Below are 18,980 nucleotides of genomic sequence, written 5' to 3' on the forward strand. Positions count from 1 at the left end.
CGTGCCTTTTCTTCCGGCGCTGCGTCGATTTCGTCGTACTTCTTGGCCGAACCGCCAAACTTGGCTGCCAGCACCGTGGCAATTGCTGCCGTCAGGGTGGTCTTGCCGTGGTCAACGTGACCGATCGTGCCAACGTTCACGTGCGGCTTAGTCCGCGAGAACTTTTCCTTTGCCATTTTTCAGCTCCTAATCGAAACCAGTATGTCGTGTTCATAGTGCCGCCGCGCACAACGCGCGGCGGCGGATTTTTTTACTTACTTGCCACGTGCCGTGATCACGGCGTCGGCTACGTTCTTCGGAGCTTCAGCGTAGTGCTTGAACTCCATCGTGTACGTAGCACGGCCTTGCGTGGCCGAACGCAGCGAGGTCGAGTAGCCGAACATCTCTGCCAGCGGAACTTCCGCGCGCAGGATCTTGCCACCGCCGACCATGTCGTCCATGCCCTGGATAATGCCGCGACGCGACGACAGATCGCCCATCACGTTACCCATGAAGTCTTCGGGCGTTTCCACTTCCACGGCCATCATCGGCTCGAGCAGCACGGGGCTTGCGCGACGCATGCCTTCCTTGAAGCCCATGGAGCCGGCCATCTTGAACGCGTTTTCGTTCGAGTCCACATCGTGGTACGAACCGAAGAACAGCGTGACCTTGACGTCGACCACCGGGAAGCCTGCCAGGACGCCGGAGTTCAGGGTGTCCTGAATGCCCTTGTCCACTGCGGGGATGTACTCGCGCGGAACCACGCCGCCCTTGATGGCGTCGACGAATTCGTAGCCCTTGCCCGGTTCTTGCGGCTCGAGCTTCAGCACCACGTGACCGTACTGGCCACGGCCGCCCGACTGCTTGACGAACTTGCCTTCCACTTCGTCGCAGGTCTTGCGGATGGTTTCGCGGTACGCAACCTGGGGCTTGCCCACGGTGGCTTCCACGCCGAACTCGCGCTTCATGCGGTCAACCAGAATTTCGAGGTGGAGCTCGCCCATGCCCGAAATGATGGTCTGGCCGGATTCTTCGTCGGTCTTCACGCGGAACGACGGATCTTCCTGTGCCAGGCGGTTCAGGGCGATGCCCATCTTTTCCTGGTCAGCCTTGGTCTTCGGCTCGACAGCCTGCGAAATCACCGGCTCCGGGAACACCATGCGTTCCAGGATGATGATGTGGTCCGGATCGCACAGCGTGTCGCCCGTGGTGGCTTCTTTCAGGCCAACCGCGGCGGCGATGTCGCCTGCCAGCACTTCCTTGATTTCTTCGCGCTGGTTGGCGTGCATCTGCAGAATCCGGCCCAGGCGTTCCTTCTTGCTCTTGACCGGGTTGTAGATGGTGTCGCCCGAATTGACCTTGCCCGAATAGACGCGGAAGAAGATCAGCTGGCCGACGAACGGGTCGGTCATGATCTTGAACGCCAGAGCGGAGAACTTTTCGTCGTCCGCAGCACGGCGCGACACTTCCTTGTCGTCATCGTCCACGCCGGTGACCGGCGGGATGTCGACCGGCGACGGCAGGAAGTCGATCACGGCGTCCAGCATACGCTGCACGCCCTTGTTCTTGAACGCGGTGCCGCACAGCATCGGCTGGATTTCGCAGGCGATGGTACGGTCGCGCAGGCCCTTGATGATCTCGGCTTCGGACAGTTCGCCCTCTTCCAGATACTTGTTCATCAGCTCTTCGTTCGACTCGGCAGCTGCCTCGACCATCTTCTCGCGCCATTCGTTGCACGAGTCGGCCAGTTCAGCCGGGATGTCCACGTAGTCGAACTTGGTGCCTTGGCTGGCCTCGTCCCAGATGATCGCTTTCATCTTGATGAGGTCGACCACACCCTTGAAGGTGTCTTCGGCGCCGATGGGCACAACGACGGGAACCGGGCTAGCCTTCAGGCGGGTCTTCAGCTGGTCGTAGACCTTGAAGAAATTCGCGCCGGTACGGTCCATCTTGTTGACGAAGGCCAAGCGCGGCACGCCGTACTTGTTAGCCTGGCGCCAAACGGTTTCCGACTGGGGCTGCACGCCACCCACTGCGCAGTAGACCATGCATGCGCCGTCCAGCACGCGCATGGAGCGCTCCACCTCGATGGTGAAGTCCACGTGGCCCGGGGTGTCGATGATGTTGATGCGGTGTTCCGGGTAATTGCCGGCCATGCCCTTCCAGAAGGCGGTGGTCGCAGCGGAGGTGATCGTGATGCCACGCTCCTGTTCCTGCTCCATCCAGTCCATCGTGGCGGCGCCATCATGCACTTCACCGATCTTGTGGTTCACACCGGTGTAGAACAGGATACGCTCGGTCGTGGTGGTTTTACCCGCGTCAATGTGAGCCGAGATACCGATATTGCGGTAGCGCTCAATGGGAGTCTTACGAGCCACTTTAATCCTCTATTCGTCCGTGAGACGCCGGCATCTCATTGCCAACGCCCGTAACACAAACGGGCGAGCGTGTGAAAACACAGCCCGCCCGGCAACCAACGGCGTATAACTCGCGCGCTTTAGAAGCGGAAGTGCGAGAACGCCTTGTTGGCTTCAGCCATGCGGTGCACTTCGTCGCGCTTCTTCATCGCGCCGCCGCGGCCTTCCGCAGCTTCCAGCAACTCACCTGCCAGGCGCAGCGCCATCGACTTCTCGCTGCGTTTTTTCGCGGCCTCGCGCAACCAACGCATCGCCAATGCCAAACGACGCGACGGACGGACTTCGACCGGAACCTGATAGTTGGCGCCGCCCACGCGACGGCTCTTCACTTCGACCACCGGCTTCACGTTGTTGATCGCAACGGAAAACACTTCAACGGGGGCCTTGCCTGCCTTCTTTTCGATCTGGTCGAACGCGCCATAAACGATACGTTCGGCAACCGACTTCTTGCCGTCCAGCATCAGGACGTTCATGAACTTGGCAACTTCAACGTTACCGAACTTCGGATCGGGCAGGATATCCCGCTTGGGGACTTCACGACGACGTGGCATCTTCTTTCCTTTAGATTCAGTTGAGAGCGCGGCAATGATTTCCCGCTCTCCGGCCACCAACTAGCTTGCCTTCCATCGAGGCAAATTCGCCGGGTGACCACTTACTCGACGGCACGGCGCATAAACGCTCCGTTGTACCGCCGCCTGGTGACAGCACCATGACGCAACCGCCACAGGCCATCGTTTGTTGCTTCGGGCTTTGTGCCCAGCTTGCCTGGCGTTAGCCTTAAGCAGCCTTCGGACGCTTCGCGCCGTACTTCGAACGTGCCTGGCGACGATCCTTCACGCCTTGCAAGTCCAGCGAGCCACGGACGATGTGGTAACGCACACCCGGCAAGTCCTTCACACGGCCGCCGCGGATCAGCACGACCGAGTGTTCTTGCAGGTTGTGGCCTTCACCGCCGATGTACGAGATGACCTCGAAACCGTTGGTCAGGCGCACCTTGGCGACCTTACGCAGTGCCGAGTTCGGCTTCTTCGGCGTCGTGGTGTACACACGGGTGCACACGCCGCGACGCTGGGGGCAGTTCTCAAGCGCCGGGCTCTTGCTCTTGACGACTTCAGAGACACGCGGCTTGCGAACCAGTTGGTTGATAGTTGGCATTGTTCAATCCAGCTTGGTTTTACGGAAAAACACCCCTGGGGCCACAAGCAATGGGCCGAAGAGGCAACGACGGGTTTTGGGCGGGAAAAGTGAGCGAGCGCTCTTGAGACGGACCTGTGGAGGAACAGACTGGCCAAAGAGCGCGAGCTCGCCTGGGATCCCGCTGCGACCACACCACCAGAGCATCACACGATCCCCTGGCAGGCTTGCCGATTGCGAACCGAGGGCCACAATTACGACAGGCGAGCGAAATCCAAAGCCAAAAACTCGAATCTGACATGCTAGCAGCGACTACGTAAACCGTCAAGCAGCTTCTGACAGAAGCGTGCTGCTCGGCTTAGGCCCGGGCAGGGCCTCAAAAGTCCTCCACGGCGCCCAGCGCTTCCAGGATGGCATCACCGTAGCGCTCCAGCTTGGCGGCGCCGATGCCGGGGACTTCAGCCATTGCCGTCAACGAATCCGGCGCGCTGCGCGCCAGTTCGGCCAGCGTGGCGTCATGGAAGATCACATAGGCGGGCACACCGTGCTCGCGTGCCGTCTCGGTGCGCCACTTGCGCAGCGCTTCCCAGTTGGCCAATGCCTCGGTGTCCATGCCGGCGGTATGGTCGGTGCGCGTGCCGGCGGAGCCGCGCGCGCCACGCTCGCCGCTCTTGGCTGGCTTGCTGACCTGGCGGCGCAGGGTGATCGACGTCTCGCCCTTGAGCACCGCGCGGGCAGCGTCGCCCAGCAGCAGGGCGCCGTGACCGCCATGGTCGATCACCAGCAGGCCGTGAGCGATCAACTGGCGGAAAATGGCGTGCCACTCGGAGACCGAACGGTCCGCGCCGATGCCAAACGTGGAGACCTTGTCGTGGCCCCATTGACGGATTTTTTCCGACGCGTTGCCGCGCAGCACATCGACCATATGGGTTGCGCCGAAATGAACACGGCTGGCCTGTGCCGTGCGGTAGACGCAGGACAGCGCCATCTGCGCTTCACGCGTGCCGTCCCAGGTAGCGGGCGGTTCCAGGCAGGTGTCGCAGTTGCCGCAGGGCTCGCTGGCTTCATCGAAATAGCCAAGGATGCGCACGCGGCGGCAGCCGGCCGTCTCGCACAGCCCGAGCAGGGCATCGAGCTTGGCGGACGAGACGCGCTTGTGCGCATCGTCTGCCTCGGACTCGTCGATCATGCGCTTTTGCTGAACCACGTCGCCGAGGCCGTAGGCCATCCAGGCGTTGGCCGGCAGCCCGTCGCGGCCGGCACGGCCCGTTTCCTGATAATAGCCCTCCATGCTCTTGGGCAAGTCCAGGTGCGCCACAAAGCGCACGTCCGGCTTGTCAATGCCCATGCCAAAAGCGATGGTGGCCACCATGATCACGCCCTCTTCCTCGCGGAAACGCGCCTGATGGTGCTGGCGCACGCCCGCATCCATACCGGCGTGGTACGCCAGCGCGTTGAGGCCCTGGGCGCTGAGGTAGCTGGCGGTGTCCTCCACCTTCTTGCGCGACAAGCAATAAACGATGCCGCTGTCGTGCGTGCCGTCGGCGGCCAGATGCTCGGCCTTGATAAAGGCCAGCAACTGCTGGCGCGCATTGTCCTTCTCGACGATGCGATAGCGGATATTGGGGCGGTCGAAGCTGGAGACGAAAACGCGAGCGTCGTGCAGCGCGAGACGCTCGACGATTTCCTCGCGCGTAACGGAATCCGCGGTGGCCGTCAGGGCAATGCGCGGCACGTCCGGGAAGCGCTCGTGCAGCACCGAGAGCTGGATGTATTCCGGTCGGAAGTCATGGCCCCACTGCGATACACAGTGCGCCTCGTCGATGGCAAACACGCCGATACGGGTACGCTGGAGCAGGTCCTGGAAGCGCGGCGTCATCAGCCGCTCGGGTGCCACATAAAGGATTTCCAGCCGGCCGGCTAGCAGATCGCGCTCCACCGCGGAGGCCTCGGCCCCGCTGAGCGTCGAGTTCAGCACTGCCGCGCGCACGCCCGCCTCGGACAGCGCCGCGACCTGGTCCTGCATCAGCGCGATCAGCGGTGACACCACGATGCCGGTGCCCTGCCCGGCCCGCTGCCGCAGCAGCGCGGGGATCTGGTAGCACAGCGACTTGCCGCCGCCGGTCGGCATCAGGACCAGGCAATCGCCACCATCGGCCACATGGTCGATGATCTCCCCCTGCCGGCCGCGGAAGGCGTGGTAGCCAAAAACATCCTTGAGAATCGCCAGGGCGCGCGACATAGCAACAGCTTAAAAAAAGGGGTGGGACCGCGAAAGGCGTAACCATACCACCAAGGGCGCGGCTAACTACTTCGGCCTGTAACGAATGTTCCCGGATTTCTTTCGTCTGGCGGCGCATGGAGCACGGGTCCGTGCCCCTGCGGCGAAGCATAAGCACGACGAATAAAAATAACCGAAGAGGCCTAAAGAAATAAAACCGGCTATATACCTACAGGCCAAAAAAAACCCGGCCACCAGGGCCGGGCTTCTTCATGCAGCTTGCTTGCAGGTTCAGGCTGGCAGTCTTAGACCGCGTCGCCCTCGCCTTCGGTCGTCGCCGGCACCACAGGCGGCTCGATGAAGAGCGACTGCTCTTCGTCGGAGATCGCCTGGGCACGTTCGCGCTCGGCCGCCTCGCGCGCCTTGCGGGCACGGTGGTAGGCCAGACCCGTACCAGCGGGGATCAGTCGGCCAACGATCACGTTTTCCTTCAGACCACGCAGGTCGTCGGTCTTGCCCATGATCGCGGCTTCCGTCAGCACGCGGGTGGTTTCCTGGAACGATGCCGCCGAGATGAAGCTGTCGGTGGACAGCGACGCCTTGGTGATACCGAGCAGCAGGTTTTCGTACGTGGCCGGACGCTTGCCTTCGGCGATCACGCGATCGTTCTCGTCGAGCAGTTCCGAACGCTCCACCTGTTCACCCGGGATGAACTTGGTGTCGCCCACATCCGCGATCTGCACGCGGCGCAGCATCTGGCGCACGATCACTTCGATGTGCTTGTCGTTGATCTTCACGCCCTGCAGACGGTACACATCCTGCACTTCGTCGACGATGTAGTGCGCCAGCTCCTCGATGCCCTTCAGGCGCAGGATGTCGTGCGGGTCCGCCGGACCTTCCACGATCATTTCGCCCTTGTTCACCACCTGGCCATCGTGCACCAGGACTTGCTTTTCCTTGGTGATCAGGAACTCATGGGCGTTGCCGTCCAGGTCCGTAATCACCAGGCGTTGCTTGCCCTTGGTGTCCTTGCCGAACGACGTGGTGCCGGTGACTTCCGCCAGCACGGCGGCATCCTTCGGCGAACGCGCTTCGAACAGCTCGGCCACACGCGGCAGACCCCCGGTAATGTCGCGGGTCTTTTGCGATTCGGTCGGGATACGTGCAAGCACTTCGCCCACATGCACCTGCTGGCCGTCCTTCACGGTGATCAGCGCGCCGACCTGGAAGCCGATGGTCACGGAGTGGTCCGTGCCCGGGATCTTCACTTCCTGGCCGTTGGCGTCGAGCAGCTTCACCTGCGGGCGCAGGCCCTTGGTGGCAGCCGTACGGCGCTTGGCATCAATCACCACGAGGGTCGACAGGCCGGTGACCTCGTCCATCTGCTTGGCGACGGTCACGCCCTCTTCGACGTTCTCGAACTTGGTCGTGCCGGTGTACTCCGACACGATCGGGCGCGTCAGCGCGTCCCACGTGGCCAGCTGCGTGCCAGCCTTGATGGCCTGGCCGTCCTGCACCAGCAGCGTGGCGCCGTACGGGATCTTGTGGCGCTCGCGCTCGCGGCCGTGGTCGTCGGTGATCAGCGCTTCGCCCGAACGCGAGATGACGATCAGCTCGCCCTTCGCATTGGTGACGTAACGCATGGTCGCCGTGAAACGCACGGTACCGGTTGCCTTCGCTTCCACGCTCGATGCCACGGCCGAACGCGATGCCGCGCCGCCGATGTGGAACGTACGCATGGTCAGCTGGGTGCCCGGCTCGCCAATCGACTGAGCGGCGATCACGCCAACCGCTTCGCCGGAGTTCACCAGCACGCCGCGGCCGAGGTCGCGGCCATAGCACATGCCGCACAGGCCGTAGCGCGTGTCGCACGACAGCGGCGTGCGCACCTTCACTTCGTCCACGCCGATGGCGTCGATCATGTCGACCAGGTCTTCGTCCAGCAGGGTGCCGGCCTCGATCGCGGTTTCCTGGGTCTCAGGGTTCACCACGTCGGACACCGTCACACGGCCGAGAATCCGGTCGCGCAGGGCTTCGATCACTTCACCGCCTTCGACCAGGGCCTTCATGGCCACGCCGTTGGTCGTGCCGCAATCGTCTTCCACCACCACCAGATCCTGCGTCACGTCGACCAGACGACGGGTCAGGTAACCCGAGTTCGCGGTCTTCAGTGCCGTATCCGCCAGGCCCTTACGCGCGCCGTGGGTGGAGATGAAGTACTGCAGAACGTTCAGGCCTTCACGGAAGTTCGCCGTAATCGGCGTTTCAATGATCGAGCCATCCGGCTTGGCCATCAGGCCACGCATGCCAGCCAGCTGACGGATCTGCGCAGCGGAACCGCGCGCGCCCGAGTCGGCCATCATGTAAATCGAGTTGAAGGAGTCTTGCTTCACGGTGTTGCCGTGACGGTCGACCACGTCTTCGTGCTGGAGCTGCTCCATCATCGCCTTGCCCACCTGGTCGCCGGCAGCACCCCAGATGTCCACGACGTTGTTGTAGCGTTCCTGGTCGGTCACCAGGCCCGACATGTACTGCTTGTCGTATTCCTTCACCTTGGCAGCCGCGTCGGAAATGATCTTTTCCTTTTGCGGCGGCACCAGCATGTCGTCGATGGCGATCGAGATACCAGCGCGCGTTGCCAGGCGGAAGCCCGACTGCAGCAGCTTGTCAGCGAAGATCACGGTCTCGCGCAGGCCGCACTTACGGAACGCGGTGTTGATCAGGCGCGAGATTTCCTTCTTCTTCAGCGGCTTGTTCAGCACCGAGAAAGGCAGGCCCTTCGGCAGGATCTCGGACATGATCGCGCGGCCGACCGTGGTGGCCTGCAGCGTGATCTTGGGCGCGAAGCGGGCGTCGCCCACTGCATCCTTGTCGACCAGTTCATACTCGGTGATACGCACGTTCACGCGCGAAGCCAGTTCGACTTCCTTGTTCTCGTAGGCGCGGATCACTTCGCTGATGTCAGCGAACGTCAGGCCTTCGCCCTTGCCGTTGATCTTGTCGCGGGTCGTGTAGTACAGACCCAGCACCACGTCTTGCGACGGGACGATCGACGGATCGCCGTTGGCCGGGAACAGCACGTTGTTGGAGGCCAGCATCAGCGTGCGGGCTTCCATCTGCGCTTCCAGCGACAGCGGGACGTGAACAGCCATCTGGTCACCGTCGAAGTCGGCGTTGAACGCCGCGCAGACCAGCGGGTGCAGCTGGATGGCCTTGCCTTCGATCAGCACCGGCTCGAACGCCTGGATACCCAGGCGGTGCAGCGTCGGCGCGCGGTTCAGCATGACCGGATGCTCGCGGATCACCTCTTCGAGGATGTCCCACACCACCGCGGTCTGGCTTTCCACTTCCTTCTTCGCCGCCTTGATGGTGGTGGCGATGCCCATCGTTTCCAGCTTGTGGAAAATGAAAGGCTTGAACAGCTCGAGCGCCATCAGCTTGGGCAGGCCGCACTGATGCAGCTTCAGGGTCGGGCCCACCACAATGACCGAACGGCCGGAGTAGTCGACGCGCTTGCCCAGCAAGTTCTGACGGAAACGGCCGCCCTTGCCCTTGATCATTTCGGCCAGCGACTTCAGCGGACGCTTGTTGGCGCCCGTCATGGCCTTGCCGCGACGACCGTTGTCCAGCAGCGAGTCAACCGCTTCCTGCAGCATGCGCTTTTCGTTGCGCACGATGATTTCAGGCGCCTTCAGTTCGAGCAGGCGCTTCAGGCGGTTGTTACGGTTGATGACGCGGCGATACAGGTCGTTCAGGTCCGAAGTGGCGAAACGGCCACCATCCAGCGGAACCAGCGGACGCAGTTCGGGCGGCAGCACCGGCAGCACTTCCAGGATCATCCATTCCGGCTTGATGCCCGAACGCTGGAACGCCTCGAGCACCTTCAGGCGCTTGGCGAACTTCTTGATCTTGGCTTCGGAGCCGGTGGTCTGCAACTCGGCGCGGATCGTTTCGATCTGCTTTTCGATGTCGATGCCGCGCAGCAATTCACGGATGCCTTCGGCACCCATCATGGCCACGAATTCGCCTTCGCCATACTCTTCGCACTTGGCGATGTAGTCGTCCTCGGACATGATCTGGCTCTTCTTGAGCGGGGTCATGCCGGGTTCGAGCACCACGAATGCTTCGAAGTACAGGACGCGTTCGATATCGCGCAGCGTCATGTCGAGCACCATGCCCAGACGCGACGGCAGCGACTTCAGGAACCAGATGTGCGCGGTCGGCGCAGCCAGTTCGATGTGGCCCATGCGCTCGCGGCGCACCTTGGCCAGCGTCACTTCAACGCCGCACTTCTCGCAGATCACGCCACGATGCTTCAGGCGCTTGTACTTGCCGCACAGGCACTCGTAGTCCTTGATCGGGCCAAAGATCTTGGCGCAGAACAGACCATCGCGCTCGGGCTTGAACGTCCGATAGTTGATGGTTTCCGGCTTCTTCACTTCACCGTACGACCACGAACGGATCTTCTCTGGCGATGCCAGGCCGATCTTGATCGCGTCGAACTGCTCTTCCTGCTGAACCTGCTTAAAGAGATCGAGCAATGCTTTCATTGCAACTCCTTGTTTCGCCGCCAGCCCGACAGCATGTCGGGCCCGCGGCATTCATCCTGTGGGAAAACCGTAGCGGGCATTCGGCGGTAGGCGGGCCATTCACGGCCGGCCTACCGCGCACTCTCGATCCAAATCAATAGCGATCGAGGTCGATGTCGATACCCAGCGAACGGATTTCCTTCACCAGCACGTTGAACGATTCCGGCATGCCGGCATCGATCGAGTGCTCGCCCTTGACGATGTTCTCGTAGACCTTGGTCCGGCCGTTCACGTCATCGGACTTGACCGTCAGCATTTCCTGCAGCACGTAGGAGGCGCCATATGCTTCCAGCGCCCACACTTCCATTTCACCGAAACGCTGGCCACCGAACTGCGCCTTACCACCCAGCGGCTGCTGGGTCACCAGCGAGTACGGGCCGGTCGAACGCGCGTGCATCTTGTCGTCGACCAAGTGGTGCAGCTTCAGCATGTGCATCACGCCCAGCGTAACCGGACGCTCGAACGCTTCGCCGGTGCGGCCGTCGTGCAGCGTGACCTGTTGCTTGGAGGCGGTCAGGCCCATGTCGCGGGCGATCTCTTCCGGGTACGCCAGGTCCAGCATGCGGCGGATCTCGTCTTCATGCGCACCGTCGAACACCGGCGTGGCGAACGGGACACCCTTCTTCAGGTTGGTCGCCAGTTCCAGCACTTCAGCGTCCGACAGGCTGTCGAGGTCTTCCGGCTTGCCGCTCTCGTTGTAGATCTGGGCAAGCAGCGGACGCAGTTCCTGCGCCTTCGCCTGTGCCTTGAGCATGGAGCCGATACGCTGGCCCAGGCCGCGCGCGGCCCAGCCCAGGTGGGTTTCCAGAATCTGGCCCACGTTCATCCGCGACGGCACGCCGAGCGGGTTCAGCACGATGTCGGCGGGCGTGCCGTCGGCCATGTAGGGCATGTCTTCGATTGGGACGATCTTGGACACAACACCCTTGTTGCCGTGACGGCCTGCCATCTTGTCGCCAGGCTGCAGGCGGCGCTTGACCGCCAGGTACACCTTGACCATCTTGATCACGCCCGGCGGCAGTTCGTCGCCTTGCGTGAGCTTCTTGCGCTTTTCTTCAAAGGCCAGGTCGAACTCGTGACGCTTCTGCTCGATGGCTTCCTTGACGGCTTCCAGCTGGGCAGCCACTTCTTCGTCGGCCGGGCGGATGTCGAACCAGTGGTACTTGTCCAGATCGGCCAGGTACTCGCGGGTCAGCTTGGCGCCCTTGGACAGCTTCTTCGGACCGCCATTGACGGTCTTGTCGAGCAGCAGGCGTTCCAGACGCTGGAAGGCATCGCCTTCCACGATACGCAGCTGGTCGTTCAGGTCCAGGCGGTAGCGCTTGAGTTCATCGTCGATGATGGACTGGGCACGCTTGTCGCGGGTCACGCCTTCGCGGGTAAAGACCTGAACGTCGATCACGATACCGCTCATCCCCGAGGGGACGCGCAGCGAGGTGTCCTTCACGTCCGAAGCCTTCTCACCGAAGATCGCGCGCAGCAGCTTTTCTTCCGGGGTCAGCTGGGTCTCGCCCTTGGGCGTGACCTTGCCGACCAGCACATCACCGGCTTCCACTTCGGCACCGATGTAGGTGATGCCGGACTCGTCCAGACGCGCGAGCTGCGCTTCGGCGAGGTTGGAAATGTCGCGGGTGATTTCTTCCGGTCCCAGCTTGGTGTCACGCGCGACGACCGACAGTTCCTCGATGTGGATCGAGGTGTAGCGGTCTTCGGCAACCACACGTTCGGAGATCAGGATCGAATCTTCGAAGTTGTAGCCGTTCCACGGCATGAACGCCACCAGCATGTTCTGGCCGAGCGCGAGCTCGCCCAGGTCGGTCGATGCGCCGTCGGCGATCACGTCGCCACGGGCGACGAAATCCCCAACCTTGACCATCGGACGCTGGTTGATGTTGGTGTTCTGGTTCGAGCGGGTGTACTTGATCAGGTTGTAGATGTCGACGCCGACTTCACCGGCGACAGCTTCCTCATCGTTCACGCGAATCACGATACGCATGGCGTCGACGTAGTCCACCACGCCGCCACGGGTTGCCTGGACGGCAGTACCCGAGTCGACCGCAACGGTACGCTCGATGCCGGTACCCACCAGCGGCTTGTCCGGACGCAGGCAAGGCACGGCCTGACGCTGCATGTTGGCGCCCATCAGTGCACGGTTCGCATCATCGTGCTCGAGGAACGGCACCAGCGATGCCGCGGCCGAGACGATCTGCGAAGGCGCCACGTCGATGTACTGGACGCGGTCCGGCGTGACCATACGGGTTTCCCGCTCGCTACCTTCACGCGACGACACCAGTTCGTCGATCAGGGTACCGTCGGCGTCAACCGTCGCGTTGGCCTGCGCCACCACGTACTTGCCTTCTTCAATGGCGGACAGGTAGTCGACCTGGTCGGTCAGCTTGCTGTCGACCACCTTGCGGTACGGCGTTTCCAGGAAGCCGTACTCGTTCAGGCGTGCATACAGTGCCAGCGAGTTGATCAGGCCAATGTTCGGGCCTTCCGGCGTTTCGATCGGGCACACGCGGCCGTAGTGGGTCGGGTGCACGTCGCGCACTTCAAAGCCTGCGCGCTCACGGGTCAAACCGCCCGGGCCCAGTGCGGAGACACGACGCTTGTGCGTGATCTCGGACAGCGGGTTGGTCTGGTCCATGAACTGCGACAGCTGCGACGAACCGAAGAACTCGCGGATGGCCGACGAAATCGGCTTCGAGTTGATCAGGTCATGCGGCATCAGGTTTTCGGTCTCGGCCTGGCCCAGACGTTCCTTCACGGCGCGCTCGACGCGCGACAAGCCGGCACGGAACTGGTTTTCGGCCAGTTCGCCAACGCAGCGAACGCGACGATTGCCCAGGTGATCGATGTCATCGACCTCACCCTTGCCGTTGCGCAGGTTGACCAGGATCTTGATGGTCTCGAGGATGTCCTCGTCCTGCAGCACCATGCTGCCTTCACCGCTCGGGCGGCCCAGGCGGCTGTTGACCTTCATGCGGCCAACGCGCGACAGGTCGTACGACTCTTCGCTGTAGAACAGGCGCTGGAACAGTGCCTCCACCGCGTCTTCAGTCGGCGGCTCGCCGGGACGCATCATGCGGTAGATCGCGATACGCGCAGCGGTCTGGTCGGCGGTGTCGTCCACGCGCAGCGTCTGCGACATGTACGGACCTTGGTCCAGATCGTTGGTGTACAGGGTCTGGATCTGCTTGACACCGGCTTCGCGCAGATTTTCCAGCACGGTTTCAGTCAGCTCGTCGTTAGCGTTGGCAATCACCTCACCGGTATCCGGGTCGATGATGTTCTTCGCCAGCACGCGGCCGAGCAGGTAGTCTTCCGGCACGCTGATCAGCTTGGTACCGGCGGAATCCAGGTCGCGGATATGCTTTGCGTTGATCCGCTTGTCCTTCTCCACGACGACACGGCCGTCCTTGTCGGCGATGTCGAAGCGCGCGACTTCACCACGCAGACGTTCGGGCACGAATTCCATCTGCGCGCCTTCCGACTGCAGGGTGAAATTGTCAAACACGAAGAAGTGCGCGAGGATTTGCTCAGGCGTCAGGCCGATCGACTTCAGCAGGATCGTGACCGGCATCTTGCGGCGACGGTCAACGCGGAAGTACAGGATGTCCTTCGGGTCGAACTCGAAGTCGAGCCACGAGCCGCGGTAAGGAATAATCCGTGCCGAGAACAGCAGCTTGCCCGAGCTGTGGGTCTTGCCCTTGTCGTGTTCGAAGAACACGCCAGGCGAACGGTGGAGCTGCGAAACAATCACACGCTCGGTACCGTTGATGACGAAGGAGCCGGTCGACGTCATGAGCGGAATTTCGCCCATGTAGACTTCCTGTTCCTTGACTTCCTTGACCTTGCCCGGATTTTCCCGATCGTTGATGATCAGGCGTACCTTGGCACGCAGAGCCGAGTGGAAGGTCAGGCCACGCTGTTGACATTCCTTGACGTCGAACGGCGGGTTGGAGAGGTGGTAGGAGACGAACTCCATACGGGCGAGCCCGTTGTGCGACACAATCGGGAAGATTGCACTGAAAGCCGCTTGCAGGCCCTCGGTTTTGCGACGTGAGGGTGGCGCACCCTCTTGCAGAAACTGAGCGTAGGATTCAATCTGGGTGGCAAGCAGGAAAGGAACCTGATGAACCGTCGCGCGCTTCGCAAAACTTTTGCGAATGCGCTTCTTTTCGGTGAAGCTGTACGCCATGGGATCTCCGAATCATCGCAGGGCTGGCTGGACCTGGCGCAGCACCTGAGGTGTTCAGCGACTGGGAGGGGATTTGGCGGTTGGCCGCTACCAACCTCTGGCTGACGGTGTCCGCACGCTGCGAGCCGGCAGAAACGACGCAATGCGTCATACCGGCCCGGGGGACACCCGACCAAACTTGTCTTCTGCAGTCGGTTCAGAAGACAAACATCAGCAACCACCTAGTGTGCCACTGATGTTTGGCCTCTGCTCAAGCTTAGGCATACGCCCAGCTCTCAAGCATCGCTTGCGCCATTTGTTCACGCTTCCGAGTGCACAGTAAAACACACATCGCAGAAGCGCAAAAAGGCTGGCGCCGGGAATCTCCCTTTGCCAGCCCCATTCGCGTGCCAAAAGGCACGCGAGTACAGCTTACTTGACTTCGACCTTTGCGCCGGCGTCTTCCAGCTTCTTCTTGGCGTCGGCTGCAGCAGCCTTGTCCACGCCTTCCTTGACAGCCTTCGGTGCGCCGTCAACCAGATCCTTGGCTTCCTTCAGGCCCAGGCCGGTGATTTCGCGAACAGCCTTAATCACGCCAACCTTGTTTGCGCCGATTTCCGACAGGATAACGTTGAACTCGGTTTGCTCTTCAGCGGCAGCAGCGCCTGCGCCCGGGGCAGCAGCCACGGCCATCGAAGCGGCGGACACGCCAAACTTTTCTTCGAACGCCTTGACCAGGTCGTTCAGTTCCATCACGGACATCGAGCCTACGGCTTCGAGGATGTCGTCTTTGCTGATTGCCATTTGGAATACTCCTGCTAAATGTGATTCGGTATCGGTAATGCGATCTTGATGAGCCAGGCTGCGAAAAGGCTTACGCCTTAAGCAGCTGCGCCTTCGCTCTCGGCGGCGGCAGCAGCGCCTTCGCCTTCGGCAGGGGCGCCTTCGCTCTTCTTGGCGGCCAGTGCAGCCAGCAGACGGGCGAAGCCCGACACCGGTGCCTGCATCACGCCAAGCAGCTGAGCAATCAGTTCGTCACGGCTCGGGATCGAGGCCAGTGCCTTGACGGCAGCAGCATCGAGCACATTGCCGTCATACGACGCTGCGCGCAGAACCAACTTGTCGTTGGTCTTGGCAAAGTCGTTCAGAACCTTGGCCGACGACACTGCATCTTCGGAAATACCGTAGATCAGCGGACCGGTCATTTGCTCTGCGAGGCCGGCAAACGGCGTGCCTTCCACGGCGCGGCGCGCCAGCGTGTTCTTCAGAACGCGCAGGTACACGCCTTGCTCGCGGGCCTTGGCGCGCAGCTTGGTCAGATCGCCAACCGCAATGCCGCGATATTCGGCTACGACGATGGTCTGGGCTTTAGCGACTTGCGCCGAAACCTCAGCAACGACGGCCTTCTTATCTTCAATATTAAGTGGCACGGTTAAGCTCCAAAACGATGCTTGTCCCCCGGATCGTCCGAGGCACGCACATCAGTCCAAACGAACGGCGTCCGATTTGGCCCGAATCACCCGGGTCATTGCCCGGATTCTTCAATCCCTCGGGTGCGCCATCTGCGCTGGTGGGCCGGGAGGCGTCGCGGCAGGCCGAAGCCACGCTGCGTACGTTCCGTCCGATTAAGGCGAGGCAGCCAACCTACGGCCGCACCCGCCACCAGCGGTCTTTGATAACCAGCGGTGCCTGCTCCGCGCTTGCGCGCCGGCGGGCACCACTGCCCAAAGCCTTGCTCCTCCATCCTGCGGTGTCCTATCGGGCACCGCCTGACTCGGGAGACGATCCCGGCCTGGGCCAGGATCCTCAATTCTTTACGCTGGGCGACGTTATCGGGTCCACCCTGCGGTTGCCGCCAGCCTTAGGCCGACAGCGAAGCCTGTTCCACGCGAACGCCAACGCCCATGGTGGACGAAACAGCGATCTTGCGCAGGTACACGCCCTTGCTGGTAGCCGGCTTCGACTTCACCAGGGCTTCGATCAGCGCGCTCAGGTTGCGCTTCAGATCGGCGTCCTGGAACGAACGGCGGCCAATGGTGGCGTGGATGATACCGGCCTTGTCGACACGGTATTGCACCTGACCGGCCTTGGCGTTCTTCACAGCCTGGGCGACGTCGGGGGTAACCGTACCGACCTTCGGGTTCGGCATCAGGCCGCGCGGGCCCAGGATCTGGCCCAGCGTACCAACGATACGCATCGTGTCCGGCGAAGCGATCACGACGTCGAAGTTCAGGTTGCCGGCCTTGACTTGTTCAGCCAGGTCTTCCATACCGACGATTTCGGCGCCAGCTGCCTTCGCGGCTTCAGCCTTTTCGCCTTGGGCGAACACAGCCACGCGAACCGACTTGCCGGTACCGGCAGGCAGCACGACGGAGCCACGAACCACCTGGTCCGACTTCTTCGCATCGATGCCGAGTTGCACGGCAACGTCGATGGATTCGTCGAACTTGGCCGATGCGCAACCCTTCACCAGGCCCAAGGCCTCGTCGATCGGGTAGAACTTGGTGCGCTCGATCTTCGCCTTGTTCGCGGCGGTGCGCTTGGAAACCTTAGCCATTTACAGACCCTCCACGGTGATGCCCATCGAGCGAGCCGAACCGGCGATCGTACGGACAGCAGCGTCCAGATCGGCAGCGGTCAGGTCAGCGTTCTTTGCCTTGGCGATTTCTTCAGCCTGGGCACGCGTGATCTTGCCAACCTTGTCGGTGTGCGGCTTGGCCGAACCCTTGGTCAGGCCAGCTGCCTTCTTGATCAGAACGGTCGCCGGGGGCGACTTCATCACGAAGGTGAAGCTCTTGTCGGCGAAGGCGGTAATCACCACCGGCACCGGCAGGCCGGGTTCCATGCCTTGGGTCTGCGCGTTGAACGCCTTGCAGAACTCCATGATGTTCAGACCGCGTTGACCCAGTGCGGGGCCCACGGGCGGGGAGGGATTTGCCTTACCAGCCGGAATTTGCAGCTTGATAAAGCCAATGATCTTCTTGGCCATATTTACTCCAATCCGGACCGCTTCCTGACGGAATGCGATCCTGTTGAGTCGTAGCGCGCTATCGCTGCAGGGATGGTTCATCCACCCCAGCCAGCCTCACGCTCCTCTTGTGGCCAGCCCCTTTCGAGACTGGCCGCTGCATTTTTCGCTGGCCTTGCGACCAGCATAAAACGCGAAAACCTGAACCGCTTAAACCACTTAGACCTTCTCGACCTGGCCGAACTCGAGCTCGACCGGAGTGGCGCGCCCGAAGATGGTGACCGAGACGCGCAAGCGCGATTTCTCGTAGTTCACTTCCTCGACGTTGCCGTTGAAGTCGGTGAAAGGACCGTCCTTGACGCGAACCATTTCGCCCACTTCGAAGAGCGTCTTGGGACGCGGCTTCTCGACCCCTTCCTGCATCTGGGTCATGATCTTGTCGACTTCCTTCTGGGAAATCGGGCTCGGGCGATTGCGCGCACCGCCGACGAAGCCAGTGACCTTGCTGGTGTTCTTCACCAGGTGCCAGGTCTCGTCGGTCATTTCCATCTCGACCAGCACGTACCCCGGGAAGAAGCGACGTTCGGTGACAGACTTCTGCCCACCCTTGATTTCAACGACTTCTTCGGACGGGACCAGGATGCGGCCAAACTTATCCTGCATTTCGGCGCGCTCAATGCGCTCCTGCAGCGCGCGCTGCACACTCTTTTCCATGCCGGAATAGGCGTGCACCACATACCAGCGCTTCTTCGACGAAGGCGATTCAGCTGCGGGGACTTCCTGTTGTGCGTTATCCGTCATGTTCTATCCTTCATTTCCAGCCCAGCACGAGCGAAAAGATGACCCACTCGATGAGCTTGTCCGCAGACCACAGGAACACGGCCATGATCACGACAAAGACAAACACCAGGCCCGTCATCTGCCCGGCTTCCTTGCGGGTGGGCCAAACGACCTTACGGACTTCGCGATACGATTCCTTGGAGAAACCGATGAAGTCCTTGCCTGGCGCCGATACCAGCGCGACCACCACGCCCAGCGCAATGCCGCCGAACAGCGCAGCGCCACGCACGTAGGACGGTTGCTGTGCCAGGGCATAGAAACCGATGACGCCGGCAACCACCAGTAGCACCGCGGCGCCAAGCAACCACTTACCACTGGCGGCGTTGACGGTTTCGACGTTGGGATTGGCCATGTTTCGCAAACGAGACTAAGCCGCGTCACGATACTCTCTATCGCGACGCGGCTGATTGAATTGGCAGGGGCAGAGGGAATCGAACCCCCAACCTTCGGTTTTGGAGACCGACGCTCTGCCAGTTGAGCTATACCCCTAAAACAACTGTGGGGTCGGCGATTAGGCCAACCCCTCTGGCAACGAATACGGCCGGTTGGTGCCGTATTCGCTGTTCGACCTTATCAGTCGAGGATCTTTGCCACGACGCCGGCGCCGACGGTACGACCGCCTTCACGGATGGCGAAACGCAGGCCTTCTTCC

Annotated in this window: 14 protein-coding genes and 1 tRNA gene; all 15 read right to left on the bottom strand. The window is 61.7% G+C overall.

Features of this window, described 5'->3' with window-relative positions; genetic code table 11:
• Window positions 1-176: GTP-binding protein (locus AC1Q7Q_RS39995; RefSeq protein ID WP_492376385.1), on the bottom strand; the 176-nt coding region annotated here is incomplete at its 3' end.
• Window positions 177-254: 78 nt separating this feature from the next.
• The gene (fusA, locus tag AC1Q7Q_RS40000) at window positions 255-2,357 is read right to left on the bottom strand and encodes an elongation factor G (RefSeq protein ID WP_492376383.1); all 2,103 of its coding nucleotides are present in this window, start codon (window positions 2,355-2,357) and stop codon (window positions 255-257) included.
• 119 nt (window positions 2,358-2,476) lie between these two features.
• Window positions 2,477-2,947, bottom strand: a complete 471-nt coding sequence (gene rpsG / locus AC1Q7Q_RS40005) for a 30S ribosomal protein S7 (RefSeq protein WP_035876146.1) — start codon at window positions 2,945-2,947, stop codon at window positions 2,477-2,479.
• A gap of 226 nt (window positions 2,948-3,173) precedes the next feature.
• Window positions 3,174-3,551, bottom strand: a complete 378-nt coding sequence (gene rpsL, locus AC1Q7Q_RS40010; RefSeq protein ID WP_006162330.1) for a 30S ribosomal protein S12 — start codon at window positions 3,549-3,551, stop codon at window positions 3,174-3,176.
• A 355-nt stretch (window positions 3,552-3,906) separates the two neighbouring features.
• Entirely contained in the window at window positions 3,907-5,772 is a 1,866-nt protein-coding gene (gene recQ / locus AC1Q7Q_RS40015) for a DNA helicase RecQ (RefSeq protein WP_492376384.1), read from the bottom strand.
• A gap of 284 nt (window positions 5,773-6,056) precedes the next feature.
• Window positions 6,057-10,301 (bottom strand): DNA-directed RNA polymerase subunit beta', encoded by a 4,245-nt coding sequence (gene rpoC, locus AC1Q7Q_RS40020; RefSeq protein ID WP_043350381.1) that lies wholly within the window; start codon window positions 10,299-10,301, stop codon window positions 6,057-6,059.
• Between the two features lie 133 nt (window positions 10,302-10,434).
• A complete protein-coding gene (gene rpoB / locus AC1Q7Q_RS40025; protein ID WP_043350384.1) occupies window positions 10,435-14,541 on the bottom strand; it encodes a DNA-directed RNA polymerase subunit beta in 4,107 nt (1,368 codons plus the stop codon).
• A gap of 411 nt (window positions 14,542-14,952) precedes the next feature.
• Window positions 14,953-15,324, bottom strand: a complete 372-nt coding sequence (gene rplL / locus AC1Q7Q_RS40030; RefSeq protein ID WP_006162333.1) for a 50S ribosomal protein L7/L12 — start codon at window positions 15,322-15,324, stop codon at window positions 14,953-14,955.
• A gap of 77 nt (window positions 15,325-15,401) precedes the next feature.
• On the bottom strand, window positions 15,402-15,950 hold the full coding sequence (gene rplJ, locus AC1Q7Q_RS40035) for a 50S ribosomal protein L10 (protein WP_017224513.1): 549 nt from the start codon (window positions 15,948-15,950) through the stop codon (window positions 15,402-15,404).
• Window positions 15,951-16,381: 431 nt separating this feature from the next.
• Entirely contained in the window at window positions 16,382-17,077 is a 696-nt protein-coding gene (gene rplA / locus AC1Q7Q_RS40040) for a 50S ribosomal protein L1 (RefSeq protein WP_006162337.1), read from the bottom strand.
• Entirely contained in the window at window positions 17,078-17,509 is a 432-nt protein-coding gene (gene rplK / locus AC1Q7Q_RS40045) for a 50S ribosomal protein L11 (RefSeq protein ID WP_006162338.1), read from the bottom strand.
• A gap of 198 nt (window positions 17,510-17,707) precedes the next feature.
• Window positions 17,708-18,289 carry a transcription termination/antitermination protein NusG gene (gene nusG / locus AC1Q7Q_RS40050; protein ID WP_006162340.1) on the bottom strand — a complete coding sequence of 194 codons (582 nt, stop codon included), beginning with the start codon at window positions 18,287-18,289 and terminating at the stop codon, window positions 17,708-17,710.
• 10 nt (window positions 18,290-18,299) lie between these two features.
• Window positions 18,300-18,680: a preprotein translocase subunit SecE gene (gene secE, locus AC1Q7Q_RS40055; protein ID WP_006162342.1), complete on the bottom strand. Its 381-nt coding sequence runs from the start codon at window positions 18,678-18,680 to the stop codon at window positions 18,300-18,302.
• Between the two features lie 61 nt (window positions 18,681-18,741).
• Window positions 18,742-18,817 (bottom strand) — tRNA-Trp (locus tag AC1Q7Q_RS40060).
• An 84-nt stretch (window positions 18,818-18,901) separates the two neighbouring features.
• Window positions 18,902-18,980, bottom strand: a 79-nt coding sequence (locus AC1Q7Q_RS40065) for an EF-Tu C-terminal domain-related protein (RefSeq protein ID WP_156545601.1), incomplete at its 5' end; no start/stop codon positions are given.

Source organism: Cupriavidus sp. GW823-FHT07A04 (genome assembly GCF_058794615.1).